The sequence below is a fragment of the Citrobacter sp. EC_71 genome (assembly GCF_019584005.1).
Taxonomy (GTDB): domain Bacteria; phylum Pseudomonadota; class Gammaproteobacteria; order Enterobacterales; family Enterobacteriaceae; genus Citrobacter; species Citrobacter werkmanii.
Genome location: NZ_VDAY01000004.1, coordinates 107,739 through 131,460, shown reverse-complemented (window position 1 = coordinate 131,460; position 23,722 = coordinate 107,739). Strand labels below are relative to the sequence as shown.

The 23,722-nt window shown below is 51.7% G+C and carries 26 protein-coding genes and 1 riboswitch; of the genes, 12 read left to right on the top strand and 14 right to left on the bottom strand.

Annotation, left to right across the window (positions count from 1 at the left end; all coding sequences use genetic code 11):
- From FHD02_RS05720 to FHD02_RS05710, 3 genes are all read right to left on the bottom strand, one after another.
- Positions 1-585 (bottom strand): Slp family lipoprotein, encoded by a 585-nt coding sequence (locus tag FHD02_RS05720; protein WP_042307869.1) that lies wholly within the window; start codon positions 583-585, stop codon positions 1-3.
- A gap of 94 nt (positions 586-679) precedes the next feature.
- Positions 680-1,375, bottom strand: a complete 696-nt coding sequence (gene tsaB / locus FHD02_RS05715; RefSeq protein WP_079223765.1) for a tRNA (adenosine(37)-N6)-threonylcarbamoyltransferase complex dimerization subunit type 1 TsaB — start codon at positions 1,373-1,375, stop codon at positions 680-682.
- Between the two features lie 58 nt (positions 1,376-1,433).
- Positions 1,434-3,344 (bottom strand): ATP-dependent DNA helicase, encoded by a 1,911-nt coding sequence (locus tag FHD02_RS05710; RefSeq protein WP_061381170.1) that lies wholly within the window; start codon positions 3,342-3,344, stop codon positions 1,434-1,436.
- 140 nt (positions 3,345-3,484) lie between these two features.
- On the opposite strand from FHD02_RS05710, the gene FHD02_RS05705 reads away from it, so the two are divergent.
- Positions 3,485-3,829 (top strand): RidA family protein, encoded by a 345-nt coding sequence (locus FHD02_RS05705; RefSeq protein ID WP_042307863.1) that lies wholly within the window; start codon positions 3,485-3,487, stop codon positions 3,827-3,829.
- Between the two features lie 6 nt (positions 3,830-3,835).
- On the opposite strand, the gene FHD02_RS05700 is transcribed toward FHD02_RS05705, so the two are convergent.
- On the bottom strand, positions 3,836-4,015 hold the full coding sequence (locus FHD02_RS05700) for a YoaH family protein (RefSeq protein ID WP_003020986.1): 180 nt from the start codon (positions 4,013-4,015) through the stop codon (positions 3,836-3,838).
- A gap of 80 nt (positions 4,016-4,095) precedes the next feature.
- Here FHD02_RS05700 and pabB point away from each other — a divergent pair, with 80 nt between their 5' ends.
- The 4 genes from pabB to FHD02_RS05680 all read left to right on the top strand — a co-directional run bounded on the left by pabB (position 4,096) and on the right by FHD02_RS05680 (position 9,322).
- Positions 4,096-5,460, top strand: coding sequence for an aminodeoxychorismate synthase component 1 (pabB, locus tag FHD02_RS05695; protein ID WP_220393717.1), 1,365 nt, complete (start codon positions 4,096-4,098; stop codon positions 5,458-5,460).
- Positions 5,461-5,463: 3 nt separating this feature from the next.
- Positions 5,464-6,042, top strand: coding sequence for a CoA pyrophosphatase (locus FHD02_RS05690; protein WP_038641269.1), 579 nt, complete (start codon positions 5,464-5,466; stop codon positions 6,040-6,042).
- Between the two features lie 183 nt (positions 6,043-6,225).
- Positions 6,226-7,590 carry an L-serine ammonia-lyase gene (gene sdaA / locus FHD02_RS05685; protein ID WP_042307858.1) on the top strand — a complete coding sequence of 455 codons (1,365 nt, stop codon included), beginning with the start codon at positions 6,226-6,228 and terminating at the stop codon, positions 7,588-7,590.
- A 130-nt stretch (positions 7,591-7,720) separates the two neighbouring features.
- The gene (locus FHD02_RS05680) at positions 7,721-9,322 is read left to right on the top strand and encodes an EAL domain-containing protein (RefSeq protein WP_061381168.1); all 1,602 of its coding nucleotides are present in this window, start codon (positions 7,721-7,723) and stop codon (positions 9,320-9,322) included.
- A 5-nt stretch (positions 9,323-9,327) separates the two neighbouring features.
- On the opposite strand, the gene yoaE is transcribed toward FHD02_RS05680, so the two are convergent.
- Together yoaE and FHD02_RS24850 are read right to left on the bottom strand one after the other, a co-directional pair.
- Positions 9,328-10,887 carry a CNNM family cation transport protein YoaE gene (gene yoaE, locus FHD02_RS05675; RefSeq protein ID WP_042307853.1) on the bottom strand — a complete coding sequence of 520 codons (1,560 nt, stop codon included), beginning with the start codon at positions 10,885-10,887 and terminating at the stop codon, positions 9,328-9,330.
- Entirely contained in the window at positions 10,875-11,033 is a 159-nt protein-coding gene (locus FHD02_RS24850) for a hypothetical protein (RefSeq protein WP_371924024.1), read from the bottom strand. The genes yoaE and FHD02_RS24850 overlap by 13 nt, the downstream gene beginning before the upstream one ends.
- Before the next feature lie 313 nt (positions 11,034-11,346).
- On the opposite strand from FHD02_RS24850, the gene manX reads away from it, so the two are divergent.
- From manX to mntP, 5 genes are all read left to right on the top strand, one after another.
- Positions 11,347-12,309 (top strand): PTS mannose transporter subunit IIAB, encoded by a 963-nt coding sequence (manX, locus tag FHD02_RS05670; RefSeq protein WP_005122176.1) that lies wholly within the window; start codon positions 11,347-11,349, stop codon positions 12,307-12,309.
- 58 nt (positions 12,310-12,367) lie between these two features.
- A complete protein-coding gene (locus FHD02_RS05665) occupies positions 12,368-13,168 on the top strand; it encodes a PTS mannose/fructose/sorbose transporter subunit IIC (RefSeq protein ID WP_005122174.1) in 801 nt (266 codons plus the stop codon).
- Positions 13,169-13,180: 12 nt separating this feature from the next.
- Positions 13,181-14,032 carry a PTS mannose transporter subunit IID gene (locus FHD02_RS05660; RefSeq protein ID WP_003833769.1) on the top strand — a complete coding sequence of 284 codons (852 nt, stop codon included), beginning with the start codon at positions 13,181-13,183 and terminating at the stop codon, positions 14,030-14,032.
- Positions 14,033-14,092: 60 nt separating this feature from the next.
- The gene (locus FHD02_RS05655) at positions 14,093-14,551 is read left to right on the top strand and encodes a DUF986 family protein (protein ID WP_042307852.1); all 459 of its coding nucleotides are present in this window, start codon (positions 14,093-14,095) and stop codon (positions 14,549-14,551) included.
- A gap of 197 nt (positions 14,552-14,748) precedes the next feature.
- Positions 14,749-14,848: riboswitch (yybP-ykoY riboswitch) on the top strand.
- Positions 14,849-14,983: 135 nt separating this feature from the next.
- On the top strand, positions 14,984-15,550 hold the full coding sequence (mntP, locus tag FHD02_RS05650) for a manganese efflux pump MntP (protein WP_020996621.1): 567 nt from the start codon (positions 14,984-14,986) through the stop codon (positions 15,548-15,550).
- Here the strand turns inward: mntP and rlmA are convergent.
- The 6 genes from rlmA to mgrB form a co-directional block, all read right to left on the bottom strand.
- Positions 15,547-16,356: a 23S rRNA (guanine(745)-N(1))-methyltransferase gene (gene rlmA / locus FHD02_RS05645; RefSeq protein ID WP_220393676.1), complete on the bottom strand. Its 810-nt coding sequence runs from the start codon at positions 16,354-16,356 to the stop codon at positions 15,547-15,549. The two genes, mntP and rlmA, sit on opposite strands and share 4 nt — an antisense overlap.
- Positions 16,357-16,419: 63 nt before the next feature.
- Complete coding sequence (gene ftsI / locus FHD02_RS05640) at positions 16,420-18,165, bottom strand: peptidoglycan glycosyltransferase FtsI (RefSeq protein WP_137371182.1); 1,746 nt, start codon at positions 18,163-18,165, stop codon at positions 16,420-16,422.
- A 219-nt stretch (positions 18,166-18,384) separates the two neighbouring features.
- The gene (gene cspE / locus FHD02_RS05635; protein ID WP_001062678.1) at positions 18,385-18,594 is read right to left on the bottom strand and encodes a transcription antiterminator/RNA stability regulator CspE; all 210 of its coding nucleotides are present in this window, start codon (positions 18,592-18,594) and stop codon (positions 18,385-18,387) included.
- A gap of 12 nt (positions 18,595-18,606) precedes the next feature.
- Positions 18,607-18,750 carry a DUF2627 domain-containing protein gene (locus FHD02_RS05630; RefSeq protein ID WP_006684179.1) on the bottom strand — a complete coding sequence of 48 codons (144 nt, stop codon included), beginning with the start codon at positions 18,748-18,750 and terminating at the stop codon, positions 18,607-18,609.
- A gap of 636 nt (positions 18,751-19,386) precedes the next feature.
- A complete protein-coding gene (locus tag FHD02_RS05625; RefSeq protein WP_220393675.1) occupies positions 19,387-19,671 on the bottom strand; it encodes a YebO family protein in 285 nt (94 codons plus the stop codon).
- 74 nt (positions 19,672-19,745) lie between these two features.
- Complete coding sequence (gene mgrB / locus FHD02_RS05620) at positions 19,746-19,889, bottom strand: PhoP/PhoQ regulator MgrB (RefSeq protein ID WP_003034977.1); 144 nt, start codon at positions 19,887-19,889, stop codon at positions 19,746-19,748.
- 164 nt (positions 19,890-20,053) lie between these two features.
- Between mgrB and FHD02_RS05615 the strand changes: the two genes are divergently transcribed.
- The gene (locus FHD02_RS05615; RefSeq protein WP_061381163.1) at positions 20,054-20,293 is read left to right on the top strand and encodes a YobH family protein; all 240 of its coding nucleotides are present in this window, start codon (positions 20,054-20,056) and stop codon (positions 20,291-20,293) included.
- 112 nt (positions 20,294-20,405) lie between these two features.
- Here FHD02_RS05615 and kdgR read toward each other — a convergent pair whose 3' ends face one another.
- Positions 20,406-21,197, bottom strand: coding sequence for a DNA-binding transcriptional regulator KdgR (gene kdgR / locus FHD02_RS05610; protein ID WP_006684175.1), 792 nt, complete (start codon positions 21,195-21,197; stop codon positions 20,406-20,408).
- Positions 21,198-21,371: 174 nt separating this feature from the next.
- Here kdgR and FHD02_RS05605 point away from each other — a divergent pair, with 174 nt between their 5' ends.
- Complete coding sequence (locus FHD02_RS05605) at positions 21,372-22,745, top strand: MFS transporter (protein ID WP_220393674.1); 1,374 nt, start codon at positions 21,372-21,374, stop codon at positions 22,743-22,745.
- Positions 22,746-22,788: 43 nt separating this feature from the next.
- Here FHD02_RS05605 and htpX read toward each other — a convergent pair whose 3' ends face one another.
- The gene (gene htpX / locus FHD02_RS05600; RefSeq protein WP_003034964.1) at positions 22,789-23,670 is read right to left on the bottom strand and encodes a protease HtpX; all 882 of its coding nucleotides are present in this window, start codon (positions 23,668-23,670) and stop codon (positions 22,789-22,791) included.
- Positions 23,671-23,722: the final 52 nt, after the last annotated feature.

Below are 23,722 nucleotides of genomic sequence, written 5' to 3'. Positions count from 1 at the left end.
TTACTCGGTTACTATGGTCTGAACCTGTGCCGGGCCGGGATTGTACCATCCCCAGCCGCCGTAGCCACCGTAAGGCCAGCCACGCGCACCGTAGAACCAAGGGTCGATCGGCTGAGGCGGCATAATAATCTGCTGAGTAATATGCCAGCGTTTATAACCGGTTACCTGCATCAGCATGAATTTATACGGCGTACTGCCAATTTTTCCGTCCACTGTACCGCTAATCGGACCGACGACGGTAACCAGTTGACCCCGGAAATCCACCGGGTCGAGAAAGCCGTTTACATCAGCATAAATTCGCCCGCGAGAGGCTTCGCCCAGCACGGGTCGCGCACCGCTATCGAGAGGCACGGTGGCGATTTCCAGACGGGATTTCCCCTGCTGGTTCTGAATATCCACCACTTTGCCGCCGAAGCGCGCTTCCTGTCCGACATACAGCTGCGGCGCATTCATCACCCGCACCAGATCCTGCTGCGGCGTAGGGCTTGAGCCTTTGATCGCATCCGGGATGGTGACGCAGCCGCTTAGCATTAACGCCAATACGCCCGCCAACACACCTTTCACTACCTGCTTTTGCACCGCCATATTGCGACTCCCTCTTCTTAGCGCCTGCCCCGGGAAACTCACAATGCGGGTCACTGACGACTGCGCGAATTAACCGGGGATGTACTACTAAGATTCATTCTTTACCGGGAAGTTTCTTCCACGCTACGGTGTTACGTAAATAAACCGGTTCAGCATGTTCAACCGCCACGGTCTTACCGGCAGCCAGCATTTGCGTGGCGACAGGCAGCATGTCTTCAGCCGCCGGCAGCAGAACACCGCCATCGCTCAGCGTCAGGCCGCTGTCTTTACCGAGTTCAGGCCAGGCAGGCCAGCCCGTCCCGACAGTGACCCATTGGCCAGATAGTTGCAGCAAGCGTTCATGTACTTGTTCAGGCGTTAACACGGCTTCGGTCTCTTCACCGCGCCAGATGCCATTTTCATCACGCTGGTATTCGGCCCAGTAAACCTCGCCCATTCGCGCATCAATCGCCGCCAGTACGCGGGTGGCGCCAGACTTACGCCAGGCCCCCTGCGCCATGGTCGCCAGGGTGGAGACGCCGATCATCGGTAAATTCGCGCCTAGCGCCAACCCCTGAGCAATGCCAATTCCGATACGTACGCCGGTGAAACTGCCGGGACCGCGACCAAACGCCAGGGCGTCGATATCGGATAAGGCTAATTCGCCAGCGGACAGGATCTCCTGAACCATCGGTAAAATTCGTTGGGTATGTTCTCGTGGGCAAAGCTCGAAATGAGCCTTGATAGTACCGTCATTCCACAGGGCAACAGAGCACGCCTCTGTGGCGGTATCGATAGCCAGAATTCGCATGGGTGTTTGTGATCAGATCAATAAATTTGGCGCGCATCTTACCACACTCCGTAACAAATTACTCAGTCGATGGTATGGCAAGAAAACGAACCGCGCGCGCAATGTCACGCGTTCGTGGCGCAGGCGGAAGACTCGCCAGGAAGGTAGCACCATAGGGCCGCATCACCAGGCGGTTGTCGCAAATTACCAGCACACCGCGATCGTCTGCGTCACGAATCAGTCGCCCTACCCCCTGTTTCAGGGTGATCACCGCATCCGGGAGTTGAACCTCGTCGAAGGGATCGCCGCCACGCAGGCGACAGTCTTCCATCCGGGCTTTTAACAGCGGGTCATCCGGCGAAGTGAACGGCAGTTTATCGATAATCACCAGCGACAGTGTATCGCCACGCACGTCTACCCCCTCCCAGAAACTGCTGGTGGCAACCAGTAACGCATTCCCTGCGCTGACAAACTGCTGTAACAGTTGCCCTTTACTGGTTTCACCCTGCAACAGGACCGGCAGCGTCATGGTGGCGCGAAATTGTTCTGCCAGATCGCGCATCATCGCGTGTGAGGTACACAGCATAAAGCAGCGACCATTGTTTGCTTCGATAATGGGACGCAGCATAGACGCTAACTGGCGCGCGGCTCCCGGCTGGTTGGTTTGCGGAAGATTGCGCGGCACGCAGAGCAACGCCTGACGTGTGTAATCAAAAGGACTCGGCAACAGCATCGATTCGGCGTCATCTATACCCAGCCGCGCGGTGAAATGATGAAGATCATCGTTTACCGATAGCGTCGCGGAGGTAAAAATCCAGCAGCCCGGCTTTTGTTCCATCACTTCTTTGAATTTATCCGCCACGGTGAGCGGCGTCAGCGCGAGGGTGAAATGGCGGGAGGTGCATTCATACCAATAGCTGAAGCCTGGCTGGTTAATCTCTTTCAGGCGCTTCAAACGGGTGCGATAAAGCGTGGCGCGCTCAAACGCGGCATCCAACAACGCCGAACGCCCAAGAGACAGTTTCGCCACGTCGTAACACAGTTCCAGCGTGTCATCGAGCAGCAAAAACGCGCGCTGTACGCGCTGGTCAGCCAGCAGTTCGCGCAGATTGCCGCGATAGCCCGGCTCGCCAAGTTGCAGGCGGAAATCCTGGGCGCTTTGTGCCAGGCGGTCGGCGCATTTCTGCAACTGCTGAGTGTCTTTCAGCTCGGTGCGATAGGCGATGGTGATGTCTTTCGCCAGGTCTAACAGCTGACGACTGGAGAGCGATTGACCAAAATACTGGCTGGCGATATCCGGTAACTGATGCGCTTCATCGAAAATCATCACGTCAGCTTCGGGGATCAGTTCGCCAAACCCGCTCTCTTTCACCACCATATCAGCGAGAAACAGATGGTGATTGACCACTACCACATCTGCATCCATCGCTTTTTTACGCGCTTTGACGACAAAACACTCTTTGTACAGTGGGCAGTCGCTGCCCAGACAATTGTCGTTAGTGCTGGTTACCAGCGGCCAGGCTTGAGAATCTTCCGCCACGCTGACGCAGGTACTGATGTCGCCATCAAGGGTTTGATTTGACCAGGAGCGCAGCAGGATGACGTCGCTTAAAGTTTGTACCGGCAGGTCGCCGCCCGCCAGCGCCTGCTGTTCAAGGCGTTCCAGACACAGATAGTTGGAGCGCCCTTTCAGCAGCGCCAATTTGCCGGTAAATTCCAGCGCCTTAGCGACGGTCGGGAGATCGCGGCTGTAAAGCTGATCCTGCAACGCTTTTGAACCGGTAGAGACGATGACTTTCTTACCCGCACGCAGCGCAGGTGCAAGATAAGCGTAGGTTTTCCCCGTTCCGGTTCCGGCTTCGACAACAAGCGGCTGTGATTTTTCAATGGCATGGCTAACGGCGAAGGCCATCTGCCGCTGTGGTTCACGCGGTTTAAAACCCGGTATCGCTTTAGCCAACTGACCGTCTGCTGCAAAATCGTCCGTCACACTGCCCCCTGTTCATTTGAACAGGGATTATGTCAGGCCAGCGGGTCTTTCGCCAGTTGAAGAGGTGACGTAGGCACAACATTATGGCAGTCTTGGCGCAACCTGAAGCCATTATGAAAAACGTAAATGAGGAATGATTTATGACGATTGTGCGCATTGATGCCGAAGCGCGTTGGTCCGACGTGGTTATCCATAACAACACGTTGTATTACACCGGTGTACCGGAAAACCTGGATGCTGACGCCTTTGAACAAACGGCGAATACGCTGGCGCAAATTGACGCAGTTCTGGAAAAACAGGGCAGCAACAAGTCACGTATTCTTGATGCCACCCTTTTTCTGGCAGACAAAAGTGACTTTGCCGCGATGAACAAAGCCTGGGACGCGTGGGTCGTTGCCGGTCATGCGCCAGTACGTTGTACGGTCCAGGCCGGGTTGATGAACCCGAAATACAAAGTAGAGATCAAGATTATCGCTGCAGTTTAAGCAACGTTACTCGTCTTCATCTTCGAAACGCGCCACGATCCGCTCGCCGGTATGGCTGGCGCGTAACTCTTCAGCTACCAGAGCAATCGCTTGTCCGCTGCTCATCCCCTGCGACATCAGTTCCTGAATACGCTCGACCGCTTTTTGCTGCTGCTCATGACTGAGTGAAGGTAAACCTGCAAACATTGTTAACTCCTGCTAAATTGTCTGCGCTAATTATTTCATGCTACCGGGCAGTTAGCCAGTAGAGTAGCAACGAGTCAGGACTGATGAAGACGTTATCTCCCGCTGTAATCACTTTACCCTGGCGTCAGGACGCCGCTGAACGCTATTTTTCGACCTTAAGCCATCTCCCCTGGGCGATGCTGTTGCATTCGGGTCATGCTGACCATCCACATAACCGTTTTGATATTCTGGTGGCGGATCCCGTCGCCACGCTGGTTACGCACGCTGAAGAGACCGTTGTCCATGACGGACACGCAACCGTACGCACGCTTGATGACCCAATGACGGTATTACATTCAGCGCTCAGCGCACGGGGGATTCAGCCGAGCAATCACCCCAATCTGCCGTTTCAGGGCGGCGCGTTAGGTCTGTTTGGCTACGATCTTGGCAGAAGATTTGAATCGCTGCCCACGATTGCCACGCGCGATATTGCCCTGCCGGATATGGCCGTCGGCATTTACGACTGGGCGCTGATTGTCGATCATCAGTTGCAAACCGTATCCCTGCTCAGCCATACCGATGTCGAGGCGCGGCGGAAGTGGCTCAACACACAACAACCGCCAACGCGTGAACCGTTTGCCTTAACCTCTGCGTGGCAATCCAATATGAGTCGCGCGCAGTATGGCGAAAAATTCCGCCAGGTACAGCGCTATCTGCACAGCGGCGACTGTTATCAGGTCAATCTCGCCCAGCGTTTTCAGGCGCATTATCAGGGCGATGAGTGGCTGGCATTTGTACGACTCAATCACGCTAATCGAGCGCCGTTTAGTGCGTTCATTCGTCTTGAGGAAGGCGCAATCCTCAGCCTTTCACCCGAACGGTTTATTCTGTTGGAAAACCAGCACATCCAGACGCGTCCTATTAAAGGGACGCTGCCAAGACGTGAAGATGCTGATGCCGATCGTGAGCAGGCCCAACTGCTGGCGAATTCACCAAAGGATCGTGCGGAAAACCTGATGATCGTGGATTTAATGCGCAATGATATCGGTCGCGTTGCCGTGCCGGGGTCGGTACAGGTCCCTGAGCTGTTTGTGGTCGAGCCATTCCCTGCCGTTCATCATTTAGTCAGCACCATTACCGCACGTCTGCCAGAATCTTTGCACGCCAGCGACCTGCTGCGCGCCGCCTTCCCCGGCGGCTCCATTACCGGCGCGCCGAAGGTGCGGGCGATGGAAATTATAGATGAGCTGGAGCCGCACAGACGTAATGCCTGGTGTGGCAGCATTGGTTACCTGAGCTTTTGCGGCAATATGGACACCAGCATCACCATTCGCACCCTGACGGCCACAAACGGACACATTTATTGTTCCGCAGGTGGTGGCATTGTGGCGGACAGTCAGGAAGACGCGGAGTATCAGGAAACATTTGATAAAGTGAATCGTATTTTGCACCAACTGGAGAATTGACACGTGGAATACAGCAGCCTGACGCTTGATGATTTTTTATCGCGCTTCCAACTCCTGCGCCCGCAGGTCAATCATGCCGCGTTAAACCAGCGTCAGGCGGCCGTACTGATCCCAGTCGTCCGCCGACCACAGCCGGGTCTGCTGCTAACCCAGCGATCCGTTCATCTACGCAAACATGCCGGCCAGGTCGCCTTTCCCGGCGGCGCGGTGGACAGCACCGATGCCTCGTTGATCGCCGCCGCCCTTCGCGAGGCGCATGAAGAAGTGGCAATTCCGCCGTCATGCGTTGAGGTGATCGGCGTCCTGCCGCCGGTCGACAGCGTCACCGGTTTCCAGGTTACCCCGGTCGTCGGCATTATCCCGCCTAATCTGCCGTATCGCGCCAGTGAAGATGAGGTTTCCGCGGTGTTTGAAATGCCGCTGGCGCAGGCTCTGCATTTAGGGCGTTACCATCCGCTCGATATTTATCGCCGTGGTGATTCACACCGCGTTTGGCTTTCCTGGTATGAGCAATATTTCGTCTGGGGAATGACCGCCGGAATAATTCGTGAGCTGGCTCTGCAAATTGGCGTCAAGCCCTGACTATACTTATCTTTACGCACGCCATAGACAACTTGAAACTCAGGTCACAACATTAGTAAAACCGCGGTTATCTATTAGTTTAATTCATGTGAATAGTTAAGCCGATCGCCGCGTTCCCTCTTACACTATGCGCAGTTATAACATCGTTACTGGAAAGCCCAGTCGCCCTGTAGGAGTATTATCGTGATTAGTCTATTCGACATGTTTAAGGTGGGGATTGGTCCCTCATCTTCCCATACCGTAGGGCCTATGAAGGCGGGTAAACAGTTCGTCGATGACCTGGTCGAAAAAGGATTACTGGACAGCGTTACTCGTGTTGCCGTCGACGTGTATGGTTCACTGTCGCTCACGGGTAAAGGTCACCACACCGATATCGCCATTATTATGGGTCTGGCGGGCAACGAGCCTGCTACCGTAGACATTGACAGCATTCCCGGATTTATCCGCGACGTAGAAACGCGTGGACGCCTGCTGCTTGCGCAGGGTCAACACGAAGTGGATTTCCCGCAGAATGACGGAATGCGTTTTCACAACGGCAACCTGCCGCTGCATGAAAACGGCATGCAGATCCATGCGTACAATGGCGAAACCGTCATTTATAGCAAAACCTACTACTCAATCGGCGGTGGATTCATCGTTGATGAAGAACATTTTGGTCAGGATACCGCGGGCGAGGTCAGCGTCCCTTATCCGTTCAAATCCGCGACCGAAATGCTGGAATACTGCAACAGCACCGGCCTGTCTCTCTCTGGCATGGCGATGCAGAACGAACTTGCTCTGCACAGCAAAAAAGAGATTGAAGAGTACTTTGGCCATGTCTGGCAAACCATGCAGGCCTGTATCGATCGTGGGATGAACACCGAAGGTGTGCTGCCAGGTCCGCTACGCGTTCCGCGTCGCGCCTCTGCCCTGCGTCGTATGTTGGTCTCCAGCGACAAGCTCTCCAACGATCCGATGAACGTAATCGACTGGGTGAACATGTTTGCGCTGGCTGTTAACGAAGAAAACGCCGCGGGTGGTCGCGTTGTCACTGCGCCAACTAACGGTGCCTGCGGTATCGTACCTGCGGTCCTTGCTTATTACGATCATTTCATTGAGTCCGTCAGCCCGGATATCTACACCCGCTATTTCCTGGCGGCCGGTGCAATTGGCGCGCTGTACAAAATGAACGCCTCAATCTCCGGTGCAGAAGTAGGTTGTCAGGGTGAAGTGGGCGTGGCCTGCTCCATGGCGGCTGCCGGTCTGGCTGAACTGCTGGGTGCAAGTCCTGAACAGGTGTGTGTTGCGGCAGAAATCGGTATGGAGCATAACCTCGGTTTAACCTGTGACCCGGTTGCCGGTCAGGTTCAGGTTCCGTGCATCGAACGTAACGCCATTGCTTCCGTGAAAGCGATTAACGCCGCACGTATGGCAATGCGCCGTACCAGTGCGCCACGCGTCTCGCTGGATAAAGTCATTGAGACCATGTACGAAACGGGTAAAGACATGAACGCCAAATACCGCGAAACGTCACGTGGTGGTCTGGCAATCAAAGTTCAATGTGACTAATACTTAATTTTCGCCCATCTGCGACGGATGGGCGAATTTATCTCCCCTTCCTCGTCTACTGTAATTTTCCCCACTACACTTGCTCTGTTGCTTTTGGCTTTTGTGACCAACGGCTTATCGGGCGGCCCGCATGCATACAGCACAACGGATCATTAAAAACTATCGCCGGAATCGCTTAATTGTTTGCACACTATGTGCCCTACTGACGCTTATCCTCACTTTAACGGCCCGATTTATTTCGGAGCGTAATTTAAATCATCGGAATACCGTAACCTTTGCCAACCACGCCGTTGAAGAGTTGGATCATGTACTTTTGCCCCTACAGACCGGACGCGATGTGCTGTTGCCATTGATTGGTCTTCCCTGCTCAGTTGCGCGTTTACCGCTGAGCAAGCATGCTGCCAGGCTGCAAACGGTACGCTCTATCAGCCTTATTCAAAGCGGGATTCTGTATTGCTCCAGCATTTTTGGTTATCGCAATGTGCCTGTTCGTCAACTGGAGCCTGAATTACCCAGCCGGGAGCCGCAGCTGCTGCTGTCTACCGACCATTCGCTAATTAAAGGCAGTCCGATTCTGGCGCAATGGTATCCATCCTCTGCCGATGGTGAAGATGGCGTGCTGGAGATCGTTAATATTGATTTATTGTCGTCGATGCTGCTTGAACCCCAACCGCCACAAATCACCCATGCCAGCTTAAGCGTCGGCAATCGCCATCTGCTCTACGGACAAGGTGTTGTCGATACGCTACCTGAGCTAAAGAATGAAAAACGCTACCAGCTTTCATCACAGCATTTCCCGTTTACTATCAGCGTTACCGGTCCGGGCGCCAGCGAACTGGCGATTAAGCATCTGCCCACACAGCTGCCGCTGGCGGTGATCCTCAGTCTGTTAATGGGGTACCTGGCGTGGCTGGCAACCGCCAACAGAATGAGTTTCTCCTGGGAGATTAATCTGGCCCTTGCCGCCCGAGAATTCGAGCTGTTCTGCCAGCCGCTGCTCAATGCGCAAACGCAGCAATGCATGGGGGTGGAAATCCTTTTACGCTGGAATAATCCGCGTCAGGGTTGGATCTCTCCCGAAGTGTTTATTCCCATCGCCGAGGAGCACAACCTGATCGTGCCCCTGACGCGTCATGTCATCGCAGAAACCATTCAGCAGCGACACGTCTTCCCCATGAGCAGTCAGTTTCATATCGGGATCAATGTCGCCGCCAGCCATTTTCGCCATGGCACGCTGTTAAAAGATCTCAACCAGTATTGGTTTAGCCAGCATCCCATTCAGCAGTTAGTCATCGAACTTACCGAGCGAGATGCGTTACTGGATGTGGATTATCGGATTGTACGCGAGCTAAATCGCCTTGGCGTAAAACTGGCGATTGACGATTTTGGCACCGGCAACAGCTCGCTCTCCTGGCTGGAAAAACTCCGCCCGGATGTACTGAAAATTGATAAATCATTTACTTCTGCAATCGGTACCGATGCCGTGAACTCAACCGTTACAGACATCATCATCGCGCTGGGAAAAAGACTGAATATAGAACTGGTGGCAGAAGGGGTTGAAACGCAGGCGCAGGCACAGCATTTGCGCCGGCACGGTGTACATTTATTGCAAGGTTTTCTGTATGCGAAGCCAATGCCGCTACGAGATTTTCCGAAATGGCTGGCGGGCAGCACCCCGCCGCCCGCCCGGCATAACGGGCGACATAGTATGCCCGTTATGCCGTTTCGCTAGCCCGGTTACTCGTCTTCGTCGTGAGCGGGTCGTTCTTTAACAATGCGAACTAAATCCACACGATAGTCATTCGCTTCGACAATCGTAATGCTCAGCGGCGCAACCTCGATAACATCGCCGACGCGTGGAATATGACCGTTAGCCGCGATGACTAAACCTGCCACCGTCGCGATATCTTCGTCTTCATTCACCAGCGTATCCACGTCCAGCGCCTGTTGCAACGCATGCAGATCGGTACCGCCTTTCACCAACCAACCGCCTGCATCAGCAATAATTTCAGGCGTTTCATCGGCATCCGGGAACTCACCGGCGATAGCTTCTAATACGTCCAGCGGAGTAACCAACCCCTGCACGACACCAAATTCGTTAGTGACGATCACGAAACTGCCGCGGGCACGACGCAGAACGCCTAACAGATTAATCGGGTCCAGCGTTTCCGGGACCACGATAGCCGGAGAAGCAGAGGCAATCGCCGCCACATCCACACCCTCTTCCAGCGCTACCAGCAGTTCTTTGGCACGGACGATACCGATAATTTCGTCCAGCTCACCGCGACATACCGGGAACAGGCTGTGCGGTGACGAAAGCAATTGCTCACGAATTTCCGCTACGCTCAGGTCCGCATCAACCCAGCTAATCTCGCCACGAGGCGTCATAATGCCACGTAATGAACGCGAGGCCAGGGAGAGTACGCCGTTGATCATATAGCGTTCTTCTTCCACGAATGCGCCTTCCGGAACGGGCACAGGTACCGGATTGTCGGATTCCATCTGCGCGCTGGCCTGACGTTTACCCCCCATCAGACGCAGGATTGCATCGGCAGTCCGCGCACGCAGCGGTAGTGCCGACTGGTGGCGAATAAAGTTACGACGCGCAATCTGGTTAAACAACTCGATAATGATCGAGAAGCCAATCGCCGCATACAGATAGCCTTTCGGAATGTGGAAGCCAAACCCTTCGGCAACCAGACTCAGACCAATCATCAACAGGAAGCTCAGACACAGCACCACCACCGTCGGATGTTGGTTCACAAATCGCGTCAACGGCTTGGACGCCAGCAGCATCACGGCCATAGCAATCACGACCGCCGCCATCATGACCGGCAGATGGTTGACCATACCGACCGCAGTAATCACCGCATCCAGCGAGAACACCGCATCGAGGATGACAATCTGCGTCACGACAACCCAAAAGCTCGCATACCCTTTCGTCTGCCCGGTATCATGTTCACGGTTTTCCAGCCGCTCATGCAGCTCTGTCGTAGCCTTGAACAAGAGGAAGATACCGCCCAGCAGCATAATCAGATCGCGCCCTGAAAACGCATAGTCCATTACCGTAAACAGCGGCTTTGTCAGCGTCACCATCCACGAAATCACGGACAACAAGCCCAGACGCATAATCAGTGCCAGTGATAAACCGATTAAACGCGCTTTATCTCGCTGTTTCGGCGGCAGCTTATCAGCCAGGATCGCAATGAAGACCAGGTTATCAATACCCAGAACAATTTCGAGAACGACAAGCGTGAGCAAACCCACCCAAATCTGCGGGTCCATTAATAATTCCATGACAAGCTCCTGCTTAAGGAATGACCAAACTGCGCGCTGAGGATCTCAGGCGTTAAAGCATTATGCAGAGAAAATTTGTGGCAAAAAGTGCCAATCTGACAGGCGCAAAGCGGCCTGAGGGTGAAATGACGTCGGTGACGATCCATATGGTGGGCTACTGCCCTATACTCCTGAGTAATTAAACAGATGCTAAACATAACAGAGACAACCGGTTTTTAGCAAAGATTTACCTTCCTTTGCAATAAGTTGTTTCGGAGATATTTTACCCTTCGAAATTTCTTTTCATCGGAAGTTAAATTACGGATCTTCATCACATAAAATATTTTTTTCGATATCTAAAATAATTCACGAAAATCATAGGTTTTTCTTTGTAACCCTTATCTGAATCGATTCGATTGCGGACGACGATTCAAATACATCTTCACGTTGATGTGTTAACGATAATAAAGGAGGTAGCAAGTGACCATTGCTATTGTAATAGGCACACATGGTTGGGCTGCAGAGCAGTTACTTAAGACAGCAGAGATGCTGTTAGGCGAGCAGGAAAACGTCGGCTGGATCGATTTCGTTCCAGGCGAAAATGCCGAAACGCTGATCGAAAAGTACAACGCTCAGTTGGCAAAACTCGATACCAGTAAAGGCGTGCTGTTTCTCGTTGACACATGGGGAGGCAGCCCGTTTAACGCTGCGAGCCGCATTGTCGTCGATAAAGAGCATTACGAAGTTATCGCCGGTGTGAACATTCCCATGCTGGTCGAGACCTTCATGGCGCGTGATGACAACCCGAGCTTCGATGAATTAGTGGCACTGGCCGTTGAAACCGGTAGCGAAGGCGTGAAAGCGCTGAAAGCGAAACCAGTGGAAAAAGCCGCTCCTGCCCCCGTTGCGGCACCCAAAGCAGCAGCACCGGCGAAACCGATGGGCCCGAACGATTATATGCAGATCGGCCTGGCGCGTATCGATGACCGTTTAATTCATGGTCAGGTAGCCACTCGCTGGACCAAAGAAACCAACGTAACACGCATTATCGTCGTCAGCGATGAAGTTGCCGCCGATACCGTGCGTAAAACGTTGCTGACTCAGGTAGCACCTCCGGGTGTGACGGCGCATGTGGTTGATGTCGCGAAAATGATCCGCGTCTACAACAACCCGAAATATGCAGGCGAGCGTGTGATGCTGTTGTTCACCAACCCGACCGATGTGGAACGTATCGTTGAAGGCGGTGTGAAAATTACCTCTGTAAATATTGGCGGTATGGCTTTCCGTCAGGGTAAAACACAGGTAAACAACGCAATTTCTGTTGATGAAAAAGACATCGAAGCCTTCAAAAAACTCAACGAACGCGGTATTGAGCTCGAAGCGCGTAAAGTTTCGACCGATCAGAAACTGAAAATGATGGATTTGATTGCCAAGGCGAAATAATTCCCTGGCATTTACTTAGTTTTCACACTTAAGTCTGTATAGCAATAGGAGAAGTACAATGGAGATTACCACTCTTCAGATTGTGCTGGTGTTCATCGTCGCATGTATCGCGGGTATGGAGTCGGTACTCGATGAATTTCAGTTCCACCGTCCGTTGGTGGCCTGTACGCTTATTGGCGCCGTTCTCGGGGATATGAAAACCGGTATTATCATCGGTGGTACCCTGGAAATGATCGCCCTGGGCTGGATGAACATCGGTGCTGCGGTTGCACCAGATGCCGCACTGGCGTCAATTATCTCTACCGTTCTGGTTATCGCGGGTCACCAAAGTATTGGTGCCGGTATCGCGCTGGCTATCCCGCTGGCAGCTGCAGGCCAGGTTCTGACCATCATCGTTCGTACTATCACCGTAGCATTCCAGCACGCAGCGGATAAGGCGGCCGAAAACGGCAACCTGACGGCGCTCTCCTGGCTGCACGTATCCTCACTGTTCCTGCAGGCTATGCGTATCGCTATCCCGGCGGTAATCGTGGCGATTTCTGTAGGTACCAGTGAAGTTCAGAGCATGCTTAACGCCATTCCGGAAGTCGTCACCGGCGGCCTGAACATCGCAGGTGGCATGATCGTAGTGGTTGGTTATGCGATGGTCATCAATATGATGCGCGCGGGCTACCTGATGCCGTTCTTCTATCTCGGCTTCGTCACCGCGGCATTTACTAACTTCAACCTGGTTGCTCTGGGTGTGATTGGCGCTGTGATGGCAATCCTCTACATTCAGCTGAGCCCGAAATATAACCGCGTCGCCGGTGCGCCAGTTCAGGCAGCTGGTAACAACGATCTTGATAACGAACTGGACTAGCAGGTGAGCGAAATGGTTGATATGACTAAAACTACCACCGAGAAAAAACTCACTCCGAGTGACATTCGTGGCGTGTTCATTCGTTCTAACCTGTTTCAGGGTTCATGGAACTTCGAACGTATGCAGGCGCTGGGTTTTTGTTTCTCCATGGTACCGGCTATCCGCCGTTTGTACCCGGAAAACAACGATGCACGTAAGCAGGCTATTAAGCGTCACCTGGAATTCTTTAACACCCATCCGTACGTAGCCGCACCTGTGCTGGGCGTTACGCTGGCGATGGAAGAACAGCGTGCCAACGGCGCAGAGATTGACGATGGTGCTATCAACGGTATCAAAGTGGGTCTGATGGGACCGCTGGCAGGCGTTGGCGATCCAATCTTCTGGGGTACCGTACGTCCGGTATTTGCCGCGCTTGGTGCAGGTATCGCGATGAGCGGCAGCCTGCTTGGGCCACTGCTGTTCTTCATCCTGTTTAACCTGGTGCGTCTGGCTACCCGTTACTACGGTGTGGCATACGGCTACCGTAAAGGTGTCGATATCGTTAAAGATATGGGCGGCGGCTTCCTGCAGAAACTGACTGAGGGGGCGTCAATCCTCGGCCTGTTTGTCATGGGGGCATTGGTTAACAAGTGGACGCACGTGAACATCCCGTTGGTGGTCTCCACTATCACCGGTCAGGATGGCCAGACTCGCGTTACCACCGTGCAGACTATCCTTGACCAGCTGATGCCGGGCCTGGTTCCTCTGCTGCTGACTTTCGCTTGTATGTGGCTACTGCGTAAGAAAGTGAACCCGCTGTGGATTATCGTTGGCTTCTTCGTCATCGGTATCGCGGGCTACGCTGTCGGCCTGCTCGGCCTGTAAGACTGTTGTACATCACCGGGGGCTTGCCCCCGGTTTTTCTATTTAGAGGGTTGAGGATTCATGACTATCACGGACCTGGTGCTGGTTCTTTTTATCTTTTCGCTGCTGGCGTATGCCATTTACGATCAGTTCATCATGCCCCGCCGTAATGGCCCCACTCTGCTGACGGTCGCCCTGCTTCCTCGCAGCCGTGTTGACAGTGTTATCTTCATTGGCCTGGTAGCTATTCTTATCTACAACAACGTCACCAGTCACGGGGCGCAATTCACCACATGGTTATTATGTGCACTGGTGTTGATGGGGTTGTATCTGTTCTGGATCCGTACGCCGAAAATCATCTTCAAGCAAAAAGGTTTTTTCTTTGCTAACGTCTGGATTGAATATAACCGCATTAAAGAGATGAATTTATCAGAAGACGGCGTGCTGGTGATGCAATTAGAACAGCGTAGATTGCTTGTTCGCGTACGAAATATAGACGATCTCGAAAAAATATATAAGCTTCTTATTTCAAATCAGTAAGTTAACAAGATAGCCTGAACTATGTTTTTCATATATTAATGAAAACAAAACATAGCTAAGGCTATATTACCCCGCCCGTAATGTTATTTATTTTAACGTTCTATTTATAAATAAATCTAAATGAAAATCGTTTTCAATTAAAAGTCAAATATTATTTCCCTGTTTCTTGTTTTATATTCTCAAAATATGTTAAGGTTGCGCCCGTCGTTGGGGAGTAGCCGATTTCCAGACTCCGGAAATGTACGTGTCAACATACTCGTTGAAAAACGTGGCGCGTACGGACTGAACATACAGTTTCAGTCAGGCGAGACCATAGGCACATCAACTGCAATGCATACCTGAATGGCACGATATATTTCGTGTTTTCAATCTGTATGCATGGTTACTGGGGGCAGTGATGTGTTTTATGGATACCCCGGTCAGGACGCTGTTATGAATCTCACCGCTACTGTACTTCTCGCTTTTGGCATGTCGATGGATGCTTTCGCTGCGTCAATTGGCAAAGGTGCCACTCTGCATAAACCCAAATTTTCTGAAGCGCTGCGCACCGGTCTTATTTTCGGCGCAGTTGAAACCCTGACCCCGCTGATTGGCTGGGGTATGGGCATGCTGGCCAGCAAATTTGTACTGGAGTGGAACCACTGGATCGCTTTCATTCTGCTGATTTTCTTAGGTGGGCGAATGATAATCGAAGGTTTTCGCGACAACGGTGATGAAGATGAAGAGCCGCAGCGTCGTCATGGATTCTGGCTGCTGGTCACAACCGCCATTGCCACCAGTCTCGACGCGATGGCCGTCGGGGTGGGTCTGGCTTTCCTGCAAGTTAACATCATTGCGACTGCGCTGGCCATCGGCTGCGCCACGTTAATTATGTCCACGCTCGGCATGATGATCGGTCGTTTTATTGGTCCGATGCTGGGCAAACGAGCTGAAATTTTGGGCGGGGTGGTACTGATTGGTATCGGCGCCCAGATCCTCTGGGCACACTTCCACGGTTAATTCAGGCGCTGCCAGATATGAATACTAAAATCTGTCTGGCAGTCAAACTTCGTCTTTCCTGCCAGCGTTTCCCACACTTCCGGTTTTGCCCGCCAGGCGAACGGTGTCATTTGCAGTAATGCAACGGCTTCGCTGCCCTGGAGCTGCATCTGATAGCCCAGCGCAATACTCTGCTGCAGAACAAAACCTTCCAGCTGTTCGGTATGTGGCGCATGCAAACGCACCTCATCATAAATCAGCCCTTTCAGCTCCATTAAATGCCGCGGCCCTGGTGTGGCGGTGATTACCCATCCACCCGGTTTAACCACGCGAGCCAGCTCTTGCGCTTTACAGGGCGCGTAGATCCTGATGATGGCATCCATGGACGCATCGGCAAACGGCAGACGATGGCTGGAAGCCACGCAAAAGGTGACCTGCGGATAACGGCGGGCTGCGGCCTTAATCGCCACTTTAGAGACGTCGAGGCCAACGGTTTTGCCGCCAGTCAGCGTATCGGCAAAGGCATGGGTGTAATACCCTTCTCCACAGCCGATATCCAGAATCGCCGCGTTCGCTGAACTCAGCGTCTGCGCAAGCACATTCACAATCGCGTCACGCAGCGGTTGATAGTGTCCGGCATCAAGAAACGCCCGGCGCGCCTGCATCATCTCAGCGCTGTCACCCGGATCGCGCGACCGCTTATGCTGAACCGGCAGTAAGTTGACATACCCTTCTTTCGCCACATCAAACTGGTGCCGCTCAGGGCAGATAAAACTGTTTTTCGTTTGAGTAAGAGGCTGGTGGCAAAGAGGACAGGAAAACGACATGACAACTCCGGCAGGTGATTTGAGGGCGCAAGTGTAACGCGAATTGCGCCCCGGGAAAATAACTTACAGCGTCGGCGAGGATACGCTGTCGCCATGCATCACCAGCAGGTGATCGGAGTCGGCAGGCATGCCGTCTGGTTTAACATTTTCCAGGCGTAAAACATCTCCCATAATCTGGCTGAATACCGGCGCGGAGACGGCGCCCCCATAGTAAGCACCGTTTTGTGGATTATTAATAACCACGACTAAGGCGAATTTCGGGTCGCTCGCTGGCGCAACGCCTGCCGTATAAGCCACGTATTTATCAACATATTTACCATCATCGCCAATTTTTTTCGCCGTCCCGGTCTTCACCGCAACCCGATAATCCCTGACCGCCGCCTTAGTTCCCCCACCGCCGGGTAACGCAACGCTTTCCATCATATGTTCAACCTGATGAACCAGAGCCTCTGGCATCACCCGCGTTCCTATTACCGGCGGATCAATACGCGTTATAGAAAGAGGCCGATAGATGCCAAAGCTACCGATAGTGGCGTAGACATGTGCCAACTGGAGCGGCGTCACCATCAGCCCATAACCGAATGCGAAGGTCGCGCGATCCAAATCGCTCCAGTAGCGGCGTTGGGGCATTAAACCACTGCTTTCACCAGTTAATCCCAACCCGGTTGGATCGCCAAAGCCAAAACGTTTATAGGTATCCAGCAATTTCTGCACCGGCATAGCTAACGACAGGTGTGATACTCCCGTATCGCTTGATTTCTGCAAAATGCCGGTAAGCGACAGCTCCGGGTAAAATCCGACGTCACGAATACGATGTCCGTCGACATTAAAAGGATGGGTATCAATTACGCTGTCCGGTTGCACAATCCCCTGCTGGAGCGCGGTCATAATCACCAGCGGCTTTACGGTTGAGCCGGGTTCAAAGGTGTCGCTAATGGCACGGTTACGAAAATCATCCAGTACCGCGCCGTCACGATTGTTGGGGTTAAAATCTGGGAAGCTTGCCATGGAGAGAATTTCGCCAGTAGCGATATTGACCAGTACAGCTGCCCCTGACTCCGCTTTATTCCACGTCACGGCATTATCCAGCGCGTCTTCGGTAACCGTCTGCAAACGCTCATCAATACTGAGTTGTAATTCGTGTGCAGGCACCGGCATCACTTCGGTGATATTTTCGATGACATGACCAAATTTGTCTTTACGGACCAGACGGGAGCCTGGTTTGCCCATCAACTGGCTATTGAAGCTTTTCTCCAGACCTTCAATACCCTGGCCATCAATATTAGTGAAACCAATGAGATTAGCCGCAACATGTCCGGCTGGATAAAAGCGACGGGATTCTTCACGCAGATTGATCCCCGGAAGATTAAGGTTATCGACCCATTCAGCCTGCTGAGGAGAGATCTGGCGCGCCAGATAAATAAAGCGTCCCGCAGGATTACTGTTAACGCGCTCAGCCAGCGAACTGAGCGAAATGTTCAGAGTCTTTGCTAACGCCTGCCAACGTTCATTGTAGCCCACGCCACCCTTGCTAATAATGGTTTTAGGATCTGCCCAGACGGCATTCACCGGGACACTTACCGCCAGCGGTCGCCCTTCTCTGTCGGTAATCATTCCGCGTGGCGAGGCTATAGTTACCTCGCGTAACGAACGCATGTCTTCCTGTTTTACCAGAGTTGTCGGCGTGACAATTTGTAGCCACGCCACCCGACCCAGCAGCAATCCCAGACTTAATAATATCGCCACACAAAGCAGGGCAAAACGTACGGGAGTAAAATTGCGCGCATCTATGTCGTTTTTCTTGTTCACCTGGACTCCCGCATGATAGTTTTTCAGGTGTCTGATTTAACGAGAAATGCTGCGAGAATGCGGGGAAAACTATGCTACGAACATCACGCCTTTGCAACAAAGCGCTAATGGATGGGCTTTCAGAAATATTTTGACGTAATTTGAATTAAAAAGCCCCGCATAAGCGAGGCTTTATATCTGAGATGGTTGCGCATGAGCGCATCAAATCAGTGGTGTCGATCAGATAGCTGTTACGTTAACAGCAGCCGGACCTTTCTGGCCGTCCTGAATTTCGAACTCAACGTTCTGGCCTTCAGCCAGAGTTTTGAAGCCGTTACCCTGGATAGCGGAGAAGTGTACAAACACGTCTTTGCTGCCATCAGCCGGAGTAATGAAGCCAAAACCTTTAGACTCGTTGAACCACTTAACTTGACCTTTAATCTTTGCCATTTGCAAAATTCCTTAGAGTATTTTCTTCGCCCGCGGGCATAACATAGATAAAACTGAGACATTACTGCTTGAGGCACTAATATAAGGTTCGGCAGAGAAGCGGTATTCAACGTCAACGTGTTTACTCAGGACTTCTTTACTGAAAATGCCACACATAAACAGAACTGTACCTCGTTTAACCCAAAACGTGTTATCACATACAACGTAAATAATGGCAAGCCATTTTTAAACGTGTCTCGATCGGTCGCACAAATCCTGTCTTTCATCAAACAACGACTGCACAGTTATGCGCCAGACCGAGCAGAGTTATATTGTCACCTCTCTCCCCTTGCCCCATCAGGCTTGCACCGTCACAGGGACATTTCTACCATAGCTCAATAGCTTCAGTTGTTCCAGTTATCTGTCACAGGGTCTGGCGGATATCATTTTTTATGCTTAGTAATGCATAAAATGTCACAAGCGTAAAAATGAGATCCGCCTTCTGTTTTTGCACCAAAATAATGAAAGAATGATGACAATGCACAAAAAAAGTAAGAGAAACGTTTCGCTGTTAATAAGACGATCGTTATCACAAAAATGACATAATCATATTTTTAACGTATGGGTAAATATATTTATAACAGACCGGACATAAGATATTAATTGGTTAGAGTATCTGAAAATACTCAGATTACAGGCGACTCCGTAACGCTAATTACGCGGGCAGAGCAGAAGAAAATGATCTGACATGTTGACGACAGGATGAAGTATCTGCGCACAGCATCAGCAGACCTTCATCCTGACATACTGTTATTAGCGCTCAGCTACCAGGCGGATGATATCATCATCGTCATCCTTCGCGGTGACCGCTGTAGGTTCTGCCGCTTTTTCTGGTTCGTTAGCTTCACAAAGGCGACGGAGTAATGCGTTCTGTCTTTTTTGCTGGTCTAACAATGCTTCAAGCAGTTCTATCTGCTCGTTAGTACGCGAACTTGCCCGATTAATGAAAAACCACAACACAAGCCCAACAACCAAAACCACCACCGATACCGCTAAAGACGCAAAACTCAACGCGCCAGAATTCAAAACTTCGTTCATTTCACCACCTCAATGTAGACAGCGTAGTTTACCACTGCCGCACAAGAAGGTAATCAACTGTTGTAAAAATGCGCTTACCAGGGAATAAATTTATTGATGGCACAAATACCGCTGAAAAATTGTACGTCCTGATCGCACATGATGTTAAACACCTGCGCCCACATCAATATGCATACCAGCACGACAACAATCAGTACCACCCAGCGTATTTTTTTCACTCCAGCTCCACTCTTCGACTCTACATCTTATGTCTATAAATTATCATGCGTTACCTAAACCCAGCGTTAACTGTAACGGCATTCCATCTTTTTAGGAATGATTGACTTGTTTCAGCCCATGTACAGGCTAATCTACTAATAACGAGAAAAGATAAGAGGTTGTAATGCGTCTGATAATCCGCGCTATTGTGTTGTTAGCTCTGGTTTGGATCGGTTTATTACTGAGCGGCTATGGAGTTTTGATTGGGAGTAAAGAGAATGCGGCCGGTCTGGGTCTGCAATGCCAATATCTGACCGCTCGCGGGACCAGCACCGCACAATACGTCCACACAAACAGCGGCCTTATTGGTCTTTCAGATTGCCCTGTATTACGCAAAAGTACTGTCGTTATCGATAACGGTTAAGATAGCGGCAATACATTCTTTATGCTATTTGCGCAAAATAGCGCTAATTTTATTCATTAAAAAACCCCAGGTACGCAATACCTGGGGTTTTGCACTTAGGCAATTTTTCTGATTAGAACGGATAGTCGTTATAGCCCATTTGCTCAGAAATCTTACGCGCTGCCGTATGCAGCATCGCCACGTATTCGTGTAAGCGTTCTTCCGAAAAGCGCAGCGTCGGGAATGAAATACTCAAGCCCGCGATCACCACGCCAAAACGGTCAAACACCGGAACACCGATGCAGCGCAGGCCTTCTTCCTGCTCTTCGTTATCTTCGCCGTATCCCTGTTCACGCACTTTATCCAACAGTACCAGCAATTCATCAGTATTCGTGATAGTACGGTCGGTGCTGCGTTTGTACTCGATGCCGTCAAGAATTTCCTTCACTTCATCGCGGTCACGCCATGCCAGAAGAACTTTACCGATAGCCGTGCTGTACAATGGGTTACGACGACCGACGCGGGAATACATTCGCAGATTGTACATGGAATCGATTTTATGAATGTAGACGATACTGTCTTCATCCAGCGCACCAAGGTGTACGGTCTCTTTGGTCAAACGTGAAAGTTCACGCATCTGGATGTCAGCACTACGGATCAGATCAACGTTTTGTAACGCGCGCGCACCCAGCTCGAATAATTTCAGGGTCAGAGAGTATTTCTCTGACTCTCCTTCTTGTGCCACATAACCCAGCGTTTTCATGGTCTGCAAAAAGCGATAAACGGTGCTTTTTGACATCATGACGCGTTGCGACAGCTCGGTAATACCAATTTCGCGCTCTTCACCCAGCGCCTGCAGGATGCCAAAAACTTTCAGCACGGAAGATACAGAATCAGGTTGTTTATCCAGATCTGCGATTGCCATTTATCACCTCATTACGAGTGTTTTATAAAAATCAGAACCGGTTTTTATTATAATTTCACGAACCTGCCCTCGCAATCGCTCTTTGCTTACTTAGTTACAAATCTGCGACCTAACGCCTGTATATCAATGCTAAGATTATTATTCTCATCATCATTCCCGATAAAATGACCCCTTATGGAAAAAATTCAGGCTGATGGCCTGCCATTGCCCCAGCGATATGGTGCAATTTTAACCATTGTTATTGGCATCTCTATGGCAGTACTCGACGGCGCAATAGCTAACGTGGCGCTTCCGACGATTGCTACCGACCTTCAGGCTTCACCCGCCAGCTCAATCTGGATCGTTAACGCCTATCAAATCGCCATTGTCGTTTCACTGCTGTCACTCTCCTTTTTGGGTGATATGTTTGGCTATCGACGCATTTATAAGTGTGGTCTCGTCGTATTCCTGCTTGCCTCACTGTTCTGTGCTTTATCAGACTCGCTACAAATGCTAACTCTGGCTCGTGTGGCTCAGGGGTTTGGCGGTGCGGCGCTGATGAGTGTGAATACAGCTTTAATTAGACTTATTTATCCCCAGCGTCAGCTTGGCCGGGGGATGGGAATCAACTCCTTCATCGTGGCGGTCTCCTCAGCGACAGGACCCACCATTGCCGCGGCGATCCTCTCTATCTCGTCCTGGAAATGGCTGTTTCTGATTAACGTCCCGCTGGGGATTATTGCCCTGCTGCTGGCCATGCGCTTTCTGCCACCAAATTCGTCCCGCAGCAATAAACCACGCTTTGACTTGCCCAGTGCGGTAATGAATGCCCTAACGTTTGGCTTGTTAATTACTGCCCTCAGTGGGTTCGCGCAAGGACAGTCGCTAAAACTGATTGGTGCCGAGCTTGTGGCGCTTATCGTGGTCGGTTTTTTCTTTATCCGCCGCCAGCTGGCGTTGCCGGTACCGTTATTACCGGTTGACCTGCTACGTATTCCGCTGTTTTCACTCTCGATTTGCACGTCAATCTGTTCATTCAGCGCACAAATGCTGGCGATGGTTTCTCTACCCTTCTTTCTACAAACCGTGCTCGGTCGTAGCGAAGTCGAAACAGGACTACTACTGACCCCATGGCCGCTGGCAACCATGGTGATGGCGCCGCTGGCCGGATATCTTATCGAACGCGTCCACGCGGGATTGTTGGGCGCACTGGGTATGGGCGTGATGGCAAGCGGATTATTTGCCCTGGTGCTACTCCCCTCTGCGCCCTCCGATTTTAATATTATCTGGCCGATGATATTGTGCGGCGCGGGCTTTGGTCTATTCCAGTCACCGAATAACCACACCATCATCACCTCTGCACCACGTGAACGCAGCGGCGGAGCAAGCGGGATGCTGGGGACCGCGCGCTTGTTAGGGCAAAGTACCGGCGCGGCGCTGGTGGCGTTAATGCTCAATCAGTTTGGTGACAGCGGAACACATATGTCGCTAATAACCGCGGGTGTACTGGCAACGGCTGCCGCCATAGTGAGCGGCTTACGTATCACGCAGCCGCGCGTTCAGGCATAAAAAAAGCGCGTCTGACGACGCGCTTCTTCTGGACTTCCGCAGGTTACTTCAGGTATTCCCCACTACGCAGCGCTTCAATACGCTTATCCAACGGCGGGTGAGTCATAAACAGCTCACTCAACGATTTAGATTTACCGTTGATGCAGAACGCCATCATGCTGGTCGCTTCCTGCGGCTCATAGCTGGTTTTCAGACGCTGCAGCGCGGCGATCATCTTCTCACGACCGACCAGTTTGGCAGAACCGGCATCCGCATGGAATTCACGGTGACGTGAGAACCACATGGTAATGATGCTGGCCAGAATACCAAACACCAGTTCCAGCACCGTCGCCACCGCAAAGTAGATTAATGGGTTGCCGTTGCTGCCCTCGCCCTCATCGCGGTTACCGCCCATAAACCCGGCGGCAATTTGCGCCAGAATACGGGAAATAAAGATAACGAAGGTGTTCACCACACCCTGAATGAGGGTCATGGTCACCATATCGCCATTGGCAATGTGGCTGATCTCGTGCGCGATAACCGCTTCGGCTTCGTCCGGGCTCATGTTTTGCAGCAGGCCAGTACTCACAGCCACCAGCGAAGCATCCCGGCGCGCACCGGTAGCAAACGCGTTAATATCTGGCGCATGGTAGATTGCGACCTGCGGCATAGCAATACCGGCCTGGCGGGCCTGATTCGCTACCGTATTCATCAGCCAGCGTTCTCTTTCATTACGGGGCTGTTCGATCACTTCCCCGCCAACGGACTTTAACGCCATCCATTTGGACATCAGCAGCGAAATGAAGGAACCACCAAAACCAAACAGCAGTGCCATGATCAACAAGCCTTGAACGCTGCTTGACTGAATCCCTGTCAGGCTCAATACCAGCCCGAAAACGACCATCACAGCCAGGTTCGTCAGCAGGAAGAGCGCGATTCGCATCATAATTTTCTTTTAACCTCAATTTAACAAAACGCACTATGCGATTACCCATATC